This window comes from Mesorhizobium sp. LNHC221B00 (assembly GCF_000502935.1).
GTDB classification, from domain to species: Bacteria; Pseudomonadota; Alphaproteobacteria; order Rhizobiales; family Rhizobiaceae; genus Mesorhizobium; species Mesorhizobium opportunistum.
In genome coordinates this window covers 77,308-95,428 of record NZ_AYWR01000011.1, presented here as the reverse complement: position 1 = coordinate 95,428, position 18,121 = coordinate 77,308, and the positions used below count along the sequence as shown (strand labels likewise).

8 protein-coding genes are annotated in these 18,121 nt (G+C 60.1%); all 8 read left to right on the top strand.

Annotated features, from left to right (window positions below):
* The first annotated feature begins 152 nt into the window (after positions 1–152).
* Genes dpdE through dpdD form a run of 8 tightly spaced genes read left to right on the top strand, consistent with a single transcriptional unit; the run spans position 153 to position 18,055 of the window.
* Entirely contained in the window at positions 153–3,386 is a 3,234-nt protein-coding gene (dpdE, locus tag X741_RS151505; RefSeq protein WP_023778165.1) for a protein DpdE, read from the top strand.
* On the top strand, positions 3,383–5,968 hold the full coding sequence (gene dpdF / locus X741_RS151510) for a protein DpdF (RefSeq protein ID WP_023778164.1): 2,586 nt from the start codon (positions 3,383–3,385) through the stop codon (positions 5,966–5,968). The genes dpdE and dpdF overlap by 4 nt, the downstream gene beginning before the upstream one ends.
* Positions 5,965–6,870, top strand: a complete 906-nt coding sequence (gene dpdG / locus X741_RS151515) for a protein DpdG (RefSeq protein ID WP_023778163.1) — start codon at positions 5,965–5,967, stop codon at positions 6,868–6,870. Before dpdF ends, dpdG begins: the two co-directional genes overlap by 4 nt.
* On the top strand, positions 6,870–9,974 hold the full coding sequence (dpdH, locus tag X741_RS151520; protein WP_023778162.1) for a protein DpdH: 3,105 nt from the start codon (positions 6,870–6,872) through the stop codon (positions 9,972–9,974). The genes dpdG and dpdH overlap by 1 nt, the downstream gene beginning before the upstream one ends.
* Positions 9,971–10,696: a hypothetical protein gene (locus X741_RS151525; RefSeq protein WP_023778161.1), complete on the top strand. Its 726-nt coding sequence runs from the start codon at positions 9,971–9,973 to the stop codon at positions 10,694–10,696. The genes dpdH and X741_RS151525 overlap by 4 nt, the downstream gene beginning before the upstream one ends.
* A complete protein-coding gene (gene dpdJ / locus X741_RS151530; protein WP_023778160.1) occupies positions 10,693–15,252 on the top strand; it encodes a protein DpdJ in 4,560 nt (1,519 codons plus the stop codon). The genes X741_RS151525 and dpdJ overlap by 4 nt, the downstream gene beginning before the upstream one ends.
* Positions 15,249–15,788: a phospholipase D-like domain-containing protein DpdK gene (dpdK, locus tag X741_RS151535; protein WP_023778159.1), complete on the top strand. Its 540-nt coding sequence runs from the start codon at positions 15,249–15,251 to the stop codon at positions 15,786–15,788. The genes dpdJ and dpdK overlap by 4 nt, the downstream gene beginning before the upstream one ends.
* On the top strand, positions 15,785–18,055 hold the full coding sequence (gene dpdD / locus X741_RS151540; protein ID WP_023778158.1) for a protein DpdD: 2,271 nt from the start codon (positions 15,785–15,787) through the stop codon (positions 18,053–18,055). Before dpdK ends, dpdD begins: the two co-directional genes overlap by 4 nt.
* Positions 18,056–18,121: the final 66 nt, after the last annotated feature.

The following is an 18,121-nucleotide window of genomic DNA, read 5'->3' as shown; positions in this document are numbered from 1 at the left end:
AAGTAACGTTGGAGGGCGATAATGAAAGTTGCTTAGCTGGACCGTGAATGATTTAGTCCACTTAGGGGGTGGACCACAATGATTCTAAAGCGGGTTGATTTCGCAAGGCGAGCAGGCTCGATCACCCTACGCGCACCGGCGAGCGATCTTGCGTGTTCGTAAAAGCGATCTCTGGTGAATTAGCCGGTTGGGGGATCGGCAAGCTGCTGTCGCAGGACGGACCGACATGCACGGTTGAATATTTTGATGCGCCGATGTTGGAGCCCGTACTTAGGCAGTGCTCGTCGTCGGAACTCCGCTCCGTCTCGATAGCCGCTCAAACTCGAGTTTATGCCGCCGACGCTACTGTCGGCTCTTGGGAAGTAGGCCGGGTTCTTGATGACCACGGCGACAGCCAGTTGGTCAGATTCCCGAACGGCAAGACGCTCTACCTACCGATCTCTAAGGTCTTTGTCCGCTGGGATCGCTCGATCAAGGATCCAACGTCATTTTTGGGTGCTGGAATCAGCGAGACGCCGCGCTTCGCTGATGGACGGGGCCCTTTCGTGCGCACGCTCTTGCAACAGCGTTCGGCCGCGCTAGGTATGTCCGCGCTCCCTTCATCGGCAATCGATCTGGAGGCTCATCAAATCGAGGTGGTGCGGAAGGTATTGCAGGATCCGGTCCAGCGGTACCTACTCGCGGACGAGGTTGGGCTGGGTAAGACGATTGAAGCGGGCGTATTGATCCGCCAATGCATTCTCGACGATCGCGAGACGGCTTACATCGTTGTGATTGTACCGGACGCGTTGGTCTCCCAATGGCGGATGGAGCTGTCGGCGAAGTTTTTCCTCGGGGATCTGCTTGATAAGGCGATCTTTGTGAAGCCGTTCTCTGGCCGTGAACGCATCGCCTCGCACGTCGCGAAAGCGACGATGCTGGTAATTGATGAAGCGCATCACGTCGCTGCTGACGGAGCTAAGGAATCGGTGTCGGTCTACGACCTTCTAGTGAAAGCGGCCCCGCGAATCGAACGCGTCCTGCTCCTCTCCGCGACGCCTGCCCTGCACAACGAACGTGGCTTTCTCCGCATGCTGCATCTGTTGGACCCCCAGGGCTATCCGCTCGATAGCGAGGAAGCGTTCCGGCGCCGCATTGAAAGCCGGAAGGCCTTGGCCGAGATGGTCGCCACCCTCACTCCTGAGAACGCCCTCTACCTCGACTATACTTTGGACCAGCTCTCGGAATTGTTCCCGGACGACCTGCGTCTAGGGCAGGAGACCGGTCGGTTGCGGGAGCTTCTCACGAAAATGCCCGCTGAGGACGACCCCAAACTCGTCGAAGCTATCGCCAAGGTTCGAGACCACCTGAGCGAGGTCTATCGACTGCATCGACGGATCCTGCGTCATCGACGGCGGAGCGTCAGCGGTGTGACGCCCGATCGGGCGGGCCTGGAGGAGGTCCACTACACCTCTGTCGCCACATCGCGGGCGGCCGATCTCGCCGAAGACTGGCGTCTTGCAGAGATGTCGGAACAAAATCTCAGCGATCCAGGGTCAGTTCGCCTCACGGCAGCGCTCGACCTCGCTGAACAAAGATTGGGATATAAGTTGTCCGCCAGCGATGGCGTCCGCCAACGATGGTCGCCGTCAGACCTGGGAGCCTCCGAGATACATCAGCGAGCCGCGACCGCGCTGACGGATTCCCTACGGTCAGCTGACAGATTTGAGGCGCTTGCGCGGGCGATTGACGCGCGATCATTGCCGAAGGTGCAGTTTATCGTTTTCTGTTCTGATCCGGAGACCGCTGACGCGCTGGCGGCTAGCCTTTCTACGAGCCTTGGGGTCGTTGTAGATCGACACGATCCCAAGGGCGAGGCTTGGCGGGCGTTTTGCGACGACCCGAGCCGACCGGTACTCGTCTGCGACTATCGCGCCGAGGAAGGGCTCAACCTCCAGGGCGGCGAAAAGGTCGTCGTCCATTTCGATCTGCCCTTGAATCCCAACCGCGTCGAGCAACGTCTGGGGCGAGTAGACCGCTATGGATCCGGTCGCGCCGTCAAATCACTCGCGCTTTGCTGCGACAGTGATCCTCTCGAGGTCGCTTGGACACGCTATCTGGATGACGGGCTCAAGGTCTTCGATCGATCGATCGCGAGCCTTCAGTATCTGACTGAGGAAGTGGTCAAAGACCTGCCCAAGCTGTTGCTCGCGGAGGGCATAGAGGGAGTCGAGGAACTTCTCCGACGAGACGGCGGTGACGACGGACGTATCGAGCGTGAGATCCAGAGCATCGACGAACAGGACGCATTGGACGCGCTTGGTGCCCCGCGGGCCGAAACTCTCGACGCACTCTCGGACCTCGACGATCAATGGCGTCAAATCGAAGCTGACATTAGCGGGTGGGTGCAAACAACGCTGCAGTTTGACCGTGGACAGGATACTTATGCGCGGGACGAGAGGGGAGCTTCATCAGCGCCTGGAGGCGTTTTCCGATACCGGTATTTGACGGGCGATCGCCACACGCTCATTCCGCTCGAAGCGTTCGTGCAACGGTGCCGACCGGCGATCGACACTGAGCTGAGGGTCGTCGGTGGCGATGTTTGGACCACCCCGTATACCTATCGACGCCTTTCGGCTCTTTCGCGGCAGGGGCGTTCCGCTCGCGCTCGGGTCCTGAGGTATGGTGATCCGCTCCTCACGGGTCTCACCGATATCACTCAGCGGGACGAACGAGGTCGTTCAACAGGGATGTGGCGGCACGCGTTAGGAACCCCGGATGGGGCCGGCCCTCTCTTTTTTCGATTTGACTTCGTCGTCGAAACGGATGTTAGGCCTGCAGTGGAGGTGCTAGACCTGGCTGGTCATCTCACGTCGTCGGCGCTCTCATCCGTCGGCCGCAGGGGCGACATGGCCTTGGCACCCTTCTTCCATACCGTCTGGCTTGACGCCGATTTGCTAGAAGTGAGCGATGCGGCATTGATCGCCGCTTTGTCAAAACCTTATGCGGTCGAGGCCGGCGACCAAGGCGGGCGGGACTTCAACTTGAATCCCAGGCGTTGGCGCATCCTAAGGGAAATGGGGCTTCCCCATATAGAGGAATGGCCGGAAGTTTGTCGTCGAGCCCGAGTGCGAGCGGAGGAATGCCTGAGGGCCCTTCCACTCTTGAACGAGGGGTTAGATCAGGCGGCCCGGCGCGCTGAAATGGCCGATGCAGCGCGCCTCGGTCTGCTGCAAGCTCGCGCGCATCTTTCGGAAGTCGGTGACCTGCGTGATCTCGAACTTGAGCGAGGCTTGTCTGAGCAATTGATCGTCGGGATCCGGTCGCCACGGGTCTCGCTCGACGCGGTCACCGCATCGTTCATCGGCAAGAACTTGGCGGTCGCTGCAGCGTTGGCACGTGCATGACTGGGCCAGTTCTTGATTTCGAACACCTCTACGAAGTCCTCGCAGGCTGGCCTGCTGTCCCTATTCCAGCGAGCGCGCGAGACGGCCTCTTCGAAAGGGCGCGGCACATCCTTCTGGCAGCGAGCGTTAGCTGTGGCTCGTTGCCGATTGCTGACCTTGTTCCGATCCTCAAGCACATCTTGCGGCGGGAGTCGCTGCAGGCCGGCGCGAATGCGCAATTTAGAGTGCCACTGACGAATCCTTGGCCCAGCGAATCGGAATGGGCCCGGTTCGGGGTCAGTGCCCATAGCCAGACAGATCGCGACCTGCTGATCGAAGCTCTGCCATGGGCGCCGACCTGGCTGTCGAGATCAGACGTCCCCGTGTTCGAGGATGTCTTTCGGCAAGCGATCGTGCGCAAGGATTGGACCACCCCAATAGACCCCTTCCTGGCGGAGCCCAGCGGTTTTGCTTCCTACGTTTCGCCGGGCCAACGCGAGGCAGTGCGAAGCGTATTTTTGATGCGCCCCGGCGACACTCTCATCGTCTGCCTGCCCACCGGTTCAGGGAAAAGCCTCGTCGCGCAAGCGCCGGTCTTGGTAAGAGGCCTCGAGGGCGGTCTGACGCTCTGCGTCGTGCCGACGACAGCGCTCGCCCTAGATCAAGCTCGGCAGATGTCAGAAAGGCTGGCAGCAAGGGCTCGTACCGGCGCAGGGGAGCTCCACCTCGCCTGGCATGCGGGCCTCTCTGTCGAGAGGAAGAATCTTATCAAAGCGGCTATTCGGCAAGGACGCCAGGGGGTGCTCTACTGTTCGCCGGAAGCCGTGACGGGTGCCTTGCTCCCGGCCTTATACGACGCTGCAAAGGCCGGTCTGCTCGACTACTTCATCGTTGATGAAGCACATTTGCTCAGTCAGTGGGGCGATGGCTTTCGACCCGCATTCCAGATGATCGCGGGCATTCGTCGCGGCCTGCTACGAGAGTGCCGGAACGAACCGTTCCGGACGATTTTGATGTCCGCCACCCTCACGCCGGATGCCATCGGGACAATCGACGCGCTGTTTGGACCGGCGGAGTTCGTGCAGATGGTCGCGTCCGTCCACCTTCGCCCCGAGCCGCAATACTGGATACACCGAGAGGACGACTCCGCCGCCAAAGAAGCGAAAATACTCGAGGCGGTCCGCCACGCTCCTCGCCCACTCATCCTCTACGTCACAAAGCGCGCTGACGCTGGATCTTGGCGCCGGCGCCTTCAGGCGGAAGGATTCGGCCGCGTCGCCACGTTCCACGGCAAGACACCGGACTCCGAACGGCTGAAGATCATCGAAGATTGGTCTCAAAATCTGATAGACATCATCGTCGCAACCTCGGCGTTCGGTGTGGGCATCGACAAGAGCGATGTAAGGGCCGTGATACATGCCGCCGTGCCCGAAATGGTCGATCGGTTCTACCAGGAGGTCGGTCGAGGTGGTCGTGACGGTGCCCCCGCAGGATCGTTGATGATATACGGCAAGGCGGACGTCGAAGTCGCAGAACGAATCGCCTCGCCATCGCTGATCAGTGACGAACTCGCGTTCGATCGCTGGGAAGCAATGTATCGAAACGCCAAGAAATTGAACAATGTGGGGCGCCGGTTCTTGCTCGATATCTCGACCGTGCCACCCAAACTTCGCCGCCAGACCGACTACAATCAGGCCTGGAACATGCGAACCCTAATCATGATGGCTCGAGCGGGTCTGTTGGACCTGGACGCGATGGCCCCAGAAGTCCTAGAGCAGAGCACTGAAGAGACTGACGCTGACTTTGATCGTCGCACTGAGGATCATTGGGCGTCCTACTACACGCGCTGTATCATCGAGGTGAACTTCGGCAACCACCTTGACAAGGCAGGTTTCTCCTCGCTGATCGCTTCAGAGCGGTCCCGCGCGTTTGTCGCCGCGGAGGATAATGGCCGACTGCTCAGCTCGTTGATCAGCGGCAACTACGAGATCGGGGAACTGTTGCACGGCCTCTACCAGAGTTACGCGCCCGGCCGAGCCGTTATTGTCTCAAGCGCGTGTGGCGGCTGTCCCAGCCACCGGCGCGATGACTTCACCAATATGGATTACGCTGAACCGGCAGTCTCAGGCATCGAGCGGATAGTAAGGCAGGACATCTCGGCGTGGATGACTAAATTTCCGCATCTTTCAGCTGCCGCCCCGATCATTTTGACCCTTCCCGACCCTTGGGACGACGCAACTGCAGTATCCATTGCGTCGGATGCGGTCGCCGTTTTCAACGCACGCGAGGTTGCAGTGTCGCGCCGCTTTAGGTCGGCGGCTCAGGCGCTCAAGACGCTGCACAGACGATCCCCCAGCGGAATGGTGCTGCTGGAAACGCTTGAGGACGAGGTCAGAAGCCCGTCCACGGCCCCACTGATCCGAGTGAGCATTCTTTCGGAGCAGAGTCCGCCGCCACACCATGTTTTTGAGATATCGCGGGCGCTGCACCTTATCGTTGCCTCGGCGTCACTTGCCGATCCATATCATCCCGGTCGGCGTCTGGGTGAGGTCGGAGCCAATACGCTGACCTTAGAGCAGTTCCGTTCGGGAGCACGCCAATGACGGTGCTGAACCAAGCCAGTGACGGCCAGGTGAACACGCTGATCACTCTCGTCAGAGCGTCGGTTCGCTTCGGACCCCGGTCGCGCGGAGATCTCCTCGCGATGTGCGGGAGTGATCTCGAGATTGTTGAAAAGTCGAAGCTGAACGGGTCATTTCTGCGATGGTTAGAACTGGGTCTGTTCGAGACGGTCGACGATCTCACGGCGCTGAGGGAACCCTATCGATCTCGCCTCGGAAGTAATATGTCTAAAGTGGAGACGCTGCTGCCAGCCGTCGCGCGCGAGATCGCGTTGCTCACCGAAAACAATGCTCGATTCTGGGAGCAAGAGGGCTCTAGAAGCGCAGACTTGAGCCGTGGTCTGTCTTGGATGCTGGCGCAGGACGTTTACACGCTCGACACCTCGAACCATGCCGCAATCCAGGCCTTGGAAGCGGTTCAGGTGAAGGACCCGCAAAAGCGGATGCTCCAGAACGACACCCGCTACAACACGCTGAAGTCCTGGATGACATATCTTGGCTTCGGCCGCGAAGGCCCGCTCTTCGTTGTCGATCCTACTGAGGCCCTCAGAGGGGTCCTCGACGACGTGTTTGACAGCAATGCGCCGCTGCCCGCCCGCGCCTTCCTTGCCAAAATAGCGGACGTTCTGCCGGTGCTCGATACCGGCCTGTACCGCGCCCGGGTCGAGGAAACCCTCAAGGACTCCTCCTGGGAGCCTGCCGCCGAGGGCGTGTTGTCGACTTCGCTGTCCAGGGCAATCGAACGCCTCGTAGATGCGGGCGAACTCGAATTCGAACAACGAGACGACAACGAAGAAGGCCTTCAGATGACAGGTTTCGGAGGCCGCCGCTGGCGCGCCTTCCCATACATTCGTCGCGGCCCCGCCCGTACCGGAGTTGCGTAATGCTGGACAACTACTGGCCACTGGAATCCCAGGTCAACGCCTGCATCAAGAACGAGGCCGAGACCGCGGATGTCGCCGTTCTTTTGGCAGTCCACCAGCCCTCATCGTTGGTGACGATCGACGTTGGCAACGGCACGCACACAGTTGTCAGCGAGCAGGATCTGCTCGACGCCTTTCTGACGGATAACGTGCCGGGCGGGACTCTCTTGTTTCCCATCACCGGCGCCTCGGGTGCGGGGAAATCTCATATCATTCGTTGGCTTGACGCGCAGCTCCAGCGATCACCGAAGCGCGACAAGCTTCATGTAATCCGTATCCCAAAGAGCGCGAGCCTTCGGAACGTTGTGGAATTGATCCTCGAGCCCCTCAAGGACAACGCCCGGTACAAGGACGCTAGTGAGGACCTCAAGCGGGCAGTCGCCGAGGTCGACGTCGCGACCGCTGCCGTCACTTTTCGGGCGCATCTAGAGAACGCGCTGGCCGATATTCGAAGGAAGCTGGAGGCCGAGGCCCAGCGACATCCAGAACGGACAGACCTTCGACCCAAGATCGGTCACGCGAGGGACCTGCCGAAGCTCTTTTCCGATCCGGCCCTCTCGCAGCATTTCGTAGAAAACGTGTTGTCGCGAGTGGTCTCCCGTTCCCTTCGGGGCCGCAACGAAGCCGACGACGAGGCAGTCGATCAGACGCAGTTCACTCCTGCAGATCTCGTCCTGCCGAATAGTGTCAACCTGGGTGATGCCTCTTTTCCAGTTCGTCAGTACTACAAGACGATCGTGGCCAGCGCCGACCCGGCCCGTGCAGGTGTTGCGGTAGATCTGCTGAACGAGGCTATCGACCCTGCAATCGGGAACGTGTTTCAACTCCAACAGTCTATGGGCGGAATCACGTTACAAGATATCATTCTTGCAGTTCGGAAGACCCTTCTCGATGAGGGAAAGGAACTCGTTCTGCTCGTGGAGGATTTCGCAGCCCTTTCAGGCATCCAAGACGTTCTTTTGAAAGTTTCTATCCAGGAAGGCGAACGGGACGGGAAAACAGTACGCGCGACGATGCGGACTGCAATCGCCCTGACCGACGGCGTGCTCGCATTTCGCGAGACAATTTACACGCGAGCCCAGCGCGAATGGGTGGTTGGCGGTCGCGATCTGTCCGACGAGGAGATCAGAGCATCCGCTGTGGAACTCGTTGGCGCCTATCTGAACGCTGCGCGATGGGGCGAGGACTCTCTTCGGCGGAAGTTCGCCGACTCTGATGGGCAGACCGCAGGCTCTTGGCTTGGCACGTGGCGCGACGAAGATGACGATGCCGCCCAGGACCTTCTTGGCGCCTTCGGGGCATCGCGTGCTGGCCATCCCTTATTCCCTTTCAATCGACAGGCCATCACAGCCTTAGTTGACGCACACTTGGTCAAAAACGGGCAGCTGGTCCTTAACCCCCGCAAGGTTATCAACTTCATCCTGCGCAACACGCTGCTGTTACGCAGCGAGTTCAAGGCAAAGGCCTTTCCTTCCGCAGACCAGAAGGCCGTCCTCCCGAACTCCTGGCTCGTCGGCTGGGTCAGACGGGCGGGCCAGACGGAGGCGAACCGCAAACGCCTTGGCCCATTGTTGGCCATTTGGGGTGGAAACCCGACGACGTCTGAAGGCATCGCAGGCGTGCCGCCTGGCATCTTTAAGGGGTTTGGGCTTCCTACGCCGGCGGAGTTGGACGGCATCACTTTTTTGGCGCCGGAAGAACCCGTTGAAGCCACTCCGACTGCCGTCACATCAACGCCAGCGCGCAGTACACCTGCCCCCTCCCGCGCCGCAACAGGTCCTGACCCTTGGTTCAGCGACCTCCAAGCCAAAGTCGATGCTTGGTCGGCCGGAACCCCATTGGGGCAGGCCGAGGCCAACGCTATCCGATCGGCGTTGGCAGGAATGATCAAGGACGCGATCAATTGGCCGGCTCTGCGTTTACGACCGCAGTCGATCCGTCCAGGCTCAATCCACATCGCCAATGCCAAGGGCAACGCTCCTGCCAAGCGGGTCCTTCATGTCTGTCAGCGTTTCGAGGATGAAGACGGCCGGATCCGCGCCGCTATGCTCGGAGCATTGAGGTACACGCGAAACCAACAGCGATGGTCTTACGAGGGTGCAGACGATGATTACGTTGCAACGTGCAACCTCGTTGACAAGCTAGCCGCGCAACTTGGGCCCATGCTCTTGGATGAGGCAAGTCGCCAAATCAACGCGATCACGAGGGGCCTCATCATGCAGGCTCGCGTTGCCGGGCTCACGCCGCCAGTGAAGCTGAACAACGTGCCGGCCCTCCTCGCCGCAACATTCGAACAGCTGCCACCCATGGTGCCCCAGGCCTTCGACGACGGCTGGGAGAAGGTTCGAACTTCCGTTTGGGGCGACGTGAACGGCGCACCGGCCCGAAAAACTCTTCAGAAGGACTTGCTTGATCTCCTGGGCACATTCCAGGGAACTGGCTCGGTGCTCTTTGGTCTAGATGGCGTGCGTCTTCTAGACAGCTTGGCGGCCGGCGAAAAGGATATCGAGGCGGAAACCGCTTTGCCAGAGGACCTGAACCCGGAGACGCGAGCCTATCTGAGCCCGTTAAACGCGAAGCGATTGTGGGCTCAGTTGCAGAGCGTCATTCGGAAGTTACGCGACTTCCGAGCACAATTGAGCGGGTACATCGATGTCGATTTCGACAAGAGCGCCTTCATCGAAGAGCTTGAACAGGTGGCGTCTTTGCTGATGTCGACGTCGAACTGGACCCGCAACGACATTAGTCTGAAGGACTTCGAGCGGCGCCTTATAGAGTTCCGAAGCACCCCAATCGTGGACCTCGTCAACAAGGCGACGCTCGTTGATGAAGCCAACGCCGAGCAATTGCCCAAGGTGCTCAACGCTCTCGGTTCACTGGATATCTCATCGGTAGACCGCACCGTCTCGTTCTTAAACATCGTGGATGTCATCGTCACCGGCGCCGAGCAGACCGTCGACCGTGTTTATTCCACTCACGAACAGGCCAATCCAGCCAAAATCGCAGACGAGATTGACGCGCTCTTGACCCTACTCGCCAACGACAGCGCAAGTGAATTCCAATGAAAGACGCACTCCCATTTCGCGTTTCAGCGCTTCGGCAGAAGCTGACTCGCCTTCAAGGTCTCACGGCGAACGCGAAGGAGGCCAGCGATCTGGCGGTATTGCGAAAAGAGCTGGCGACGTCAGCGCAGGCCGTTGCGAACTTAGTCAGGCAGCAGACAATGCTCTCTGGTTTGGGCGTCAAGATCCAGCCGCCGACAAGTCTTGGCAATGTTCGAAAGAGAGCCGCCACAGTCAGGGAAAAGTTTCGGACCGAGAAAAAGTCCGCAACCCTAAAGAAGGGAACGGGATGGACGTCGCTATTGAGCGACGGAGACACGGCGATCAGCGACATTGAGCGAGCTCTCCTGGACGGTTGGAGAGATTTTCGCACGGCTGTCTACTCTGGCGACATGCCAAGCGTCATCGACAAACGGATCGCCCGCACGCCGCAAAATGTGCAGGCTCTTAACGAGTACGAGCAGGTTTACAGCCGGTTCTCGGCTCTTTTCCAGATAGTGCCTACGAGCGCCGCGACCGTTGAGACCTCCAAGAAACTTGCGAGCGACCTGGTACGAATCTCAGAGAATTTTGATTTCGCGGTTGGCACCGAAGTGAAGCGATTTCTGGCTGCGGTTCAGAGCGGCGGAGCTCCGCTAGCCCTGTTGACCGCCGAAGTGTTGAAGTGGCTCGCCGACAACAAAGCTACGGAAGGTTATCTGATCCGGGCCTCGCGCCAGCCATGACCTCCGACGATGCACTGCTGATCGCCGTCCTGGACCAGATGGAGCAGCAAGAGGCTCGTTTGCTTTCATGGGGCTTAGTCGACGCGTTCCTAACCGGCCAAGAGCTTCGAGAGATCATCGATGATGTGTTGAACGCGCTTCCCTCGTTTGATGGTCTAACAATTCTCCACGCCTCGGATGTGCTTGAGAAGCTCCTCCAGCGGACTCTGGTTTTCGACGTCGGGGAGGAACCCGGAGAGCGCTTTCGATCGAGGATGGCCGAGGGCGTCAGGCTAATGTTTCGGCTACGACAGCTCTTTCCGAAGCACTCCGGCCCGATCGGTTGGCAGGAGGCGCCGACGCTGGTCGCCGACTTCCGTTTCATTTGGAGACGCCGGCGATATCCCAAGCGAAAAATCTCGGCCGACGCCGCGATTGCCGAGATAGCCGAAGCAGTTGGTGATCACGAGGCCCGCAGCGCACTCGACGCCCTCGTACGGGGCTACGGTTCTGATTTTACGCTGTCGAAGTTCCAGGTGGCTGCCACCAAACGCATTCTCTCTGGCCTCGACAGCCCATCGTCGCAGGCCACCCTGGTGAGTGCGGGAACCGGTAGTGGCAAGACGCTGGCCTTTTACCTGCCAGCCATGGCGCAGATCGCCGCACATATTCGGCGTGATAGGTCGGGCACTCGCTGGGTTAAGGTTCTCGCTCTATACCCCCGCAACGAGCTGCTGAAAGACCAATTCGCCGAGGTCTACTCCCAAGCACGCGCTCTCGACGCTACTTTGGCCGCTCAGGGAAAGCGAAAGGTCCTGATCGCTACCTTCTTTGGCCCTACGCCGGCGAATATGAAGGCAGCCGAGCACGGGTACGGCGATGAGAAACGCGGGAAGTGGCCCGATCATCGGGATGGCATTATCTGTGAATCGATGCGGTGCCCAACAGAAGGCTGTCAGGGCAACTTGGTTTGGCTCAACGAGGACCGGAACCGGAATTTGGAGAACCTCCGTTGCGATGCGTGTGGCCATCGCATCCGGGAGGACGAGATCATCCTGACCCGCGAGCGTCTGAATTCAGAGAGCCCGGACATCCTCTTCACCACAACGGAAATGCTGAACCAACGGATGGCGGACTCCGAGACACATCACCTTTTTGGGCTGGGTGCTAAAGCAGAGCGCCCCGTCGAAATGATGCTGCTGGATGAGGTCCACACCTACTCGGGCCGCTCCGGCGCGCAGGTCGCGTTCCTTTTGCGCCGCTGGCGTACGCTGCTACGAAAGCCCGTGAGCTTTGTCGGGTTGTCGGCGACGCTGCGTGATGGTGCCAAGTTCCTGGCCCAGTTGACGGGCCTTCCAGAGCAGGCGTCGGTCGAGATTACGACGATCGCATCGGACATGACCGACGAGGGCGCCGAGTACATGCTCGCGCTTAGAGGCGACCCCGTGTCTCAGGCCGCCCTTATGTCGACCACAATCCAGGCCGCGATGCTTATCTCGAGGATTCTGGATAACCCTCGCGAGCGAAAGAGCCACGGTATCTTCGGCGAGCGCCTGTTCTTGTTCACCGACGACCTCGATGTCACGAACCGCATGTATTATGCAATGCTGGATGCAGAGGGCCGAAACTCATGGGGGAACTTCGACACCCAGAACCACCCTCAGGGCGGCTTGGCCATTTTGAGACGCCCGGCGGCAAGTCTGTTGCGCAAGCGCCACGGCCAGGATTGGCAGGCGCCGCTCGATATCGGGCACGAATTGAATGGCGGCGACCGTAAGGCCGTCGGACGTGTCATGTCGTTGGATCCGGGCGTCGGTCAGAACCTTGACATTGTCGTGGCCACCGCCGCCCTGGAAGTTGGATACAACGACCCCCTCGTTGGCGCCGTCATTCAGCACAAGGCTCCGCGGGATGTCGCTCAGTTTCTGCAAAGGAAAGGCCGGGCCGGCCGGCCCCGCCGGATGCGGCCTTGGACAATTGTGGTCCTGTCGGATTACGGGCGCGATCGCATCGCCTACCAGGGCTACGATCTTCTTTTCGATCCCGAGTTGGCGGTGCGAACTCTGCCGACGGGGAACCGCTACGTCCGGCGGATCCAGTCGGTTTACGCGACGCTCGACTATTTAGGCCAACAACTCGACGCGGCGTCAGACGGTAGCGTGTGGCGAAACCTCAGCGGTCCGACCACTTGGCGAGCCGATACCGACCGCCAAGCCCGGATGGCACGCGCCATCACACGCATCCTTAGTGAACCCTCTGAGCGTGATCGTTACGCAGCCTTTCTCGGCCGCGCACTCCGGCTTGACGACAAGGAGGTCGCGCTTCTCCTTTGGGACTATCCCCGACCCCTTCTGACAGAGGTCCTGCCGACAGCCCTCCGGCGGCTAGAAACCGCGTGGCGGACCGAGGGCTCCAGCCCCGAGACCGTGATCAATAACTCCCCGTTGCCGGAGTTCGCGCCCGCGAATCTGTTCAGCGATCTGAACTTGCCGGAAGTCCTCATCGCTCTGCCTGCCAGGGGCGGACAGACCCCCGCTCCTCAGGTGATGCCGATCTTGCAGGCGATGCGCGATTTCGCGCCGGGCCGGGTCTCTCGCCGGTTCGCCTTGAACCACGCTGCAGAGCGGCATTGGGTGTGTCCCAACTTGGACACTAGTACTCGCCAAAGCGTTGTCCTGGCGTCGATCTTGGAGGCAGATCCGCTCGGCGAGTGGGCGGTGACGACGGACACAGGCATATTCCGCTACCCCGTCCATCGACCTCTGCGGATCATCACGGAGCAAACGCCGCATAACATCCTCGACACCTCCCAGGCTCGACTGGAGTGGCGCACTCAGATCGTTGCGCGAGCGAGCGGTCTCGTCCTTGAGATGCCTCAACGGGACCCTTGGTCGAGCCTGGTCTCTGAGGTCCGATTCTTCACGCACCAAAACCTCGCGCCAGTGGAGGTTCGGCGTTTTGCGGTCGCTAGCGCCGCCGAGATAAAGTACAAAAACGGTAGCACTGCTCAAAAGACTTTTACTTTCGAGGCCGACGGCAATCCAGCGGCCATCGGATACAGCATCAACACCGATGCGCTGTGCCTGAAGCTCGCTCACCCCGAGGCGCTTTGGTCATCGCTTGGGGGTGAAGGCAGTGCCCTCTATCGCGCGATGCGCACGGCTCGCTTCCATCACCAGGCGACCCGCGGGCCGTACTTGGCGAGCGTTGATAACGTCTTCGCGCGGGAATGGCTGGCTCACCTTCTGCTCGCCGCCCTGTCGAACGAAGCCATCGCCAAGTCGATCTCGCTGCGAGAGGCGGCGGAAAATCTCGCAACCGGCGTCGCCGACCTTTCGCTCGGTGCGACGCTGACAATCCTTTTCCAGTCGGCCGTCGTCGACGACGCCGAAGCCCATGGCAACACGCAAGACAAGCTGCGTCAGTCCCTTTCGATCCACCTGGCAAACCCCGCCGTCGTCGCCGACCTCCACAGTCTGGCGGCGATCCTCTGGACCCCGGTCAGTCAATCCTGGGAGCCATGGCTGCAAGAACGCTTGTCGGTCACGGTCGCGGCGGCGGCGATGAACGCCATCGCGAGCCTATGCCCGGATATTGACGTCGACAGCCTGGTCGCCGACATCGACCCCGGGCCGCGCGAGCCAGATGATGTCTTCGAATCATCGTCGCGCGAAGTCTGGATCAGTGAACTTTCGCCAGGAGGCAATGGCCTGATCGAAGATGTTCTGAAGCAGTATGCTGATGATCCTCGCCGGTTCTTCAGCCTCATGACCGCTGCTCTGCGGGACAATGATTTTCTGCTTAGCGATTTCCAAATGGTTCGCTTTCTTGAGGAGTTGGAGACGCATCCGGGTGGCGATATTGCTGACGCGACGGCCCGATATCGGTCAGCATATGGCGCTAAGCAGAGCCATGTTCGCTTCACCGAACTGCGGCACACCTTGGCGGCAGAAGGGTATGTCACCTTCCACGCGTTTATTGTCGCCATCGCAAATAGGATACTGCGCCCCGGGTCCGGGCCCGCGAGCGATAGCTTCCTGCTCGAGGCACTGACTCGATGGTCTTTGGAGGAGGTACGGCTCGGCCTAGAGTTGGATGCGCGCGTCATCGCCTATCGCCTCGCACGCCGCGCTGACATTGACACAGCGCTCGTCGACGCTGGCATTGAGGTGCCTACTATCAACCCCGATCAGTGGCGCTTTTCCGTCATCTACAGCCTTCTCTGGCCTCGCGGCGCCTACATCCGCCGATCTGGCCTCGCTCTGTATTCAGCTTTCCGCGATTTGCCGGCCGCAGAGCCACTGTTGCTGAAACCCCACCTGGGTCGCGGGCTTGAAGTCATCGCCATCCACACTGAGGGCTGGGAAGAACGGTGCCTCGCACGATTGGCAACCGAAGGTGCCGCGACCCTAGTCTGCCCTATGAACGCGGCATCCGATCTAGCGGACGCCCTCAGCTTTCTAGCCACGAACCCCGTACAAGCCGACTATCTCTCTGTTTACGCCCGTGTTCAGGCGGTGCGGCGTGTACAGGACGCCTTCGAGATCGACCTCGATATCGCGGAGGCGGTGCAATGAGGTTTGAAAGTCGACGCATCTTCAAGAGCGTCGCCACCAGCCAGAACGTGGTTCGCGAACTGCTTCAGATGATGTTTTTGGGCGAACTGATTTCTCCTGGAGGACAACGCGCGTGGCTGGTCAGCCCTTGGATCAGCAATGTGGTGTTATTCGACAACCGCGCCGGGGGCTTTAGTGCCGTCAATCCGGAGTGGGGCGCGCGCGAGGTGCGTCTTATTGAGATTGCGCTCTATCTTATGTCACGCGGGACGAGCGTTGGCATCGCCACCAATTTCGACGATCACAATGACGTGTTCTTGGACGCGCTAACGGTTGGCGCTGAGGAGGGTGGGCTATCAGAAAAGTTGAAAATCGTTAGGCGCAAACATCTGCACGTCAAAGGCATTCTGCTGAAACGTGGGCTCCTGACGGGATCAATGAACCTCACGTATCGCGGCCTTGAGTTGAACGATGAGACCGTCGTCTACGACACGGCCCTCCAGAGGATCGCTGAGGCACGACTGAATTTCGAATCCTATGGAAGGTCAGAGGGATGATCGCCGGCCTTCCCGAAACCGAGCGCCCGTGGCTGGAGCGGTTCTTCGGAGCGCCGAACGAATTGATCTGGGCCGACATCGAAACAAGCGCTGCCCCCGCGGATAGGCTCGACGCCGTCCTGCCGTGGTTGTTGAGGCTGAAGGATGGGGCGTCCGACGCGCCGATTATCCTACCGTTGTACCGCAATGGGACCGTGGCCGGCTGGTATGCCACGGCCCCAACAAACGAAGGCGAGCAGCGACTTCGAGCAACTCTCCGCGCTTGGTTCGGACCATCATACCTTTCCCACCTGCAGGTCGCCGATCCCGCCAACCCCAGTGCCGAGGCAATGCGGACCCGCTTCGGCAAGCAAGTCCTGGCTTTCAAGGGGTCCGACAGGTCCAAAATAGGCGAGCGCCTCGCGCTGCTGGCAAAGTTGGACGCCCAACGCCCTCATCTAGACCGAACCGAACCGCGACCCGTAGGCCGGGTGCGATCCGATCTGGAACGTGCGTTGCTCTCTCGGGATGAAGTGAGCGCACTAGCACTCATCGCTGAGCTGCGTGGCTCTGGCAGATTGAACGAGGAGAATCTCAGATTTCTCGATATCCGGCTGATGGCCGGGCTCGGCCAATGGGAGCAGATCGCCCGCGACTACTGGACGATCAAAACTCTCGCTGACCTTCCACTCCCGCCACAGACCCTGTCGGACCTCATCGAGGCTCTTTATCGAATCTATGTCGATGAAGCTGAGGTGGCCGGCGACGCCCGAGCGGTTCGCCTTGCGTTCGAAGAGCGGGTCGCCAAGCCCTTTCCGAGGCTGTTCGCGTCGCGCCACGGCGTCCGAACACGCCGCGTGGTAAAGGCCTTCCTTCTCTATGAAAGCGTCCAGACAAGGCCGGACCACAACATTCTAGAAGGGCTGCTAAGTCTACTTCCCGCGGAGGACGCAACCTGGGCGGATGCATTCATCGGCGCGTCGAACAAACTCGAGTCCGATGCCGTGGACAAGGCGCAGGGTGGGCCAGTCGCTCAGTTGCCGGACGAGGCCGAAGCCGCATTCGAAGACGGCCAGTACGATCGGGCATATGAACTCTACTTAGCCAAGCCGCTTCACCGGAAATCGCTCAGCGTGCTCCTGTCATGCGTCCAATTCATCGGCACGGCGGAAGCCCGACGCCGGCTGCTGGACACATTCGACGCCCAACCATCAGTTCATGCGGATCTGCCCAGCGCCCTGGTTCTGCGCCTACAGAGCCTGCGTGATGGGGATCCTTCGGAAGAGTCGGAGACTGAGGGGCCTATTGAACCTGCGGGTTGGATGCGCTGGGCCCGGCGTCTAGCTGCCGGATATCTTCCCGAGACCGCAGAAGCCGAGGTCCTTAACGACCGGGCAATGTGGGACGCCGTTCCGTTGCGGTCCAACGTCCAGCTCTGCAGAGAATTTTCCGACCTGATCGGGAATCTGAGCGACGGCGCGGCCGACGTCGCGCGCCGTTCCCTATCACTTATCGTGCCCGCCTTTTTCCCGGAGGGTGAGTCTGCCACGCAATCAACTAAGCCTTTGGCGACTGTGATCCTGCTCCTGATCGCAATGGACGAAGCCGTGGCCCGCGGAGATCTTGAGATCCTGAGCACGATCCTCGCCGCGCTGCTCGAGTTTGGGCTCAGCACCCAAGACTATGTGACGACAGTCGCCGACCTTGAGGCTATCCAAGATCGAGTGGCGTCATATGCCAATTTGGCGTGGTCCTTGGACGTATGCGAAGCTCTGGCGATTTCGCCAGCGCCCTCTAGTGAAGCGAACGAAGCGAGATTGCGATTTTTTCTCAAAGTCGTCAGTCAATCGCATGGCTTTGCGCATCGGCTCGGCTCCCACGACTTCTTGCCGATCGAGCTTTTGGCCCGTGACTACGGCGTGGATCCTTCCGCCATTGCGGACCTCCGCCCGGCCCTTATGGCGGCCGACGATGCCGAAACAGGCGAGATGCTCGCGGGCAAGACGATCGGAATTTACACCCTAACGGAGGCGGCAGGCGCGCGCGCCAAGTCAGCGCTAAGGGAGCTCTTCCCATCCTGCGCCGTCGAGGTGAACTCTGACACGGTGTGCACCTCGAGCCTTAAGAACCTCGCGAGGACAGCGGACATCTTCGTGTTCGCGTGGCGAAGTAGCAGTCACCAGGCCTTCTTCTGCGTCAAGGATGCTCTAGGCGGTCGCGATCCCATCTACGCGGCAGGCAAGGGAACGGCGAGCCTGGTGAACGCGGTGCGCGATGCTATTAGGTAATCTGCGCGACGGGTTCGTCCCGACGTCCACGCGTGTTTGCCGTGTGCCGCCCCGCGGGATTGAGCA

What these genes read in the sequence shown, in the direction of transcription:
- dpdF (WP_023778164.1), top strand. Translation starts at nt 3,383, where the DNA reads ATGACTGGGCCAGTTCTTGATTTCGAACACCTCTACGAAGTCCTCGCA.
- dpdG (WP_023778163.1), top strand. Translation starts at nt 5,965, where the DNA reads ATGACGGTGCTGAACCAAGCCAGTGACGGCCAGGTGAACACGCTGATC.
- dpdH (WP_023778162.1), top strand. Translation starts at nt 6,870, where the DNA reads ATGCTGGACAACTACTGGCCACTGGAATCCCAGGTCAACGCCTGCATC.
- X741_RS151525 (WP_023778161.1), top strand. Translation starts at nt 9,971, where the DNA reads ATGAAAGACGCACTCCCATTTCGCGTTTCAGCGCTTCGGCAGAAGCTG.
- dpdJ (WP_023778160.1), top strand. Translation starts at nt 10,693, where the DNA reads ATGACCTCCGACGATGCACTGCTGATCGCCGTCCTGGACCAGATGGAG.
- dpdK (WP_023778159.1), top strand. Translation starts at nt 15,249, where the DNA reads ATGAGGTTTGAAAGTCGACGCATCTTCAAGAGCGTCGCCACCAGCCAG.
- dpdD (WP_023778158.1), top strand. Translation starts at nt 15,785, where the DNA reads ATGATCGCCGGCCTTCCCGAAACCGAGCGCCCGTGGCTGGAGCGGTTC.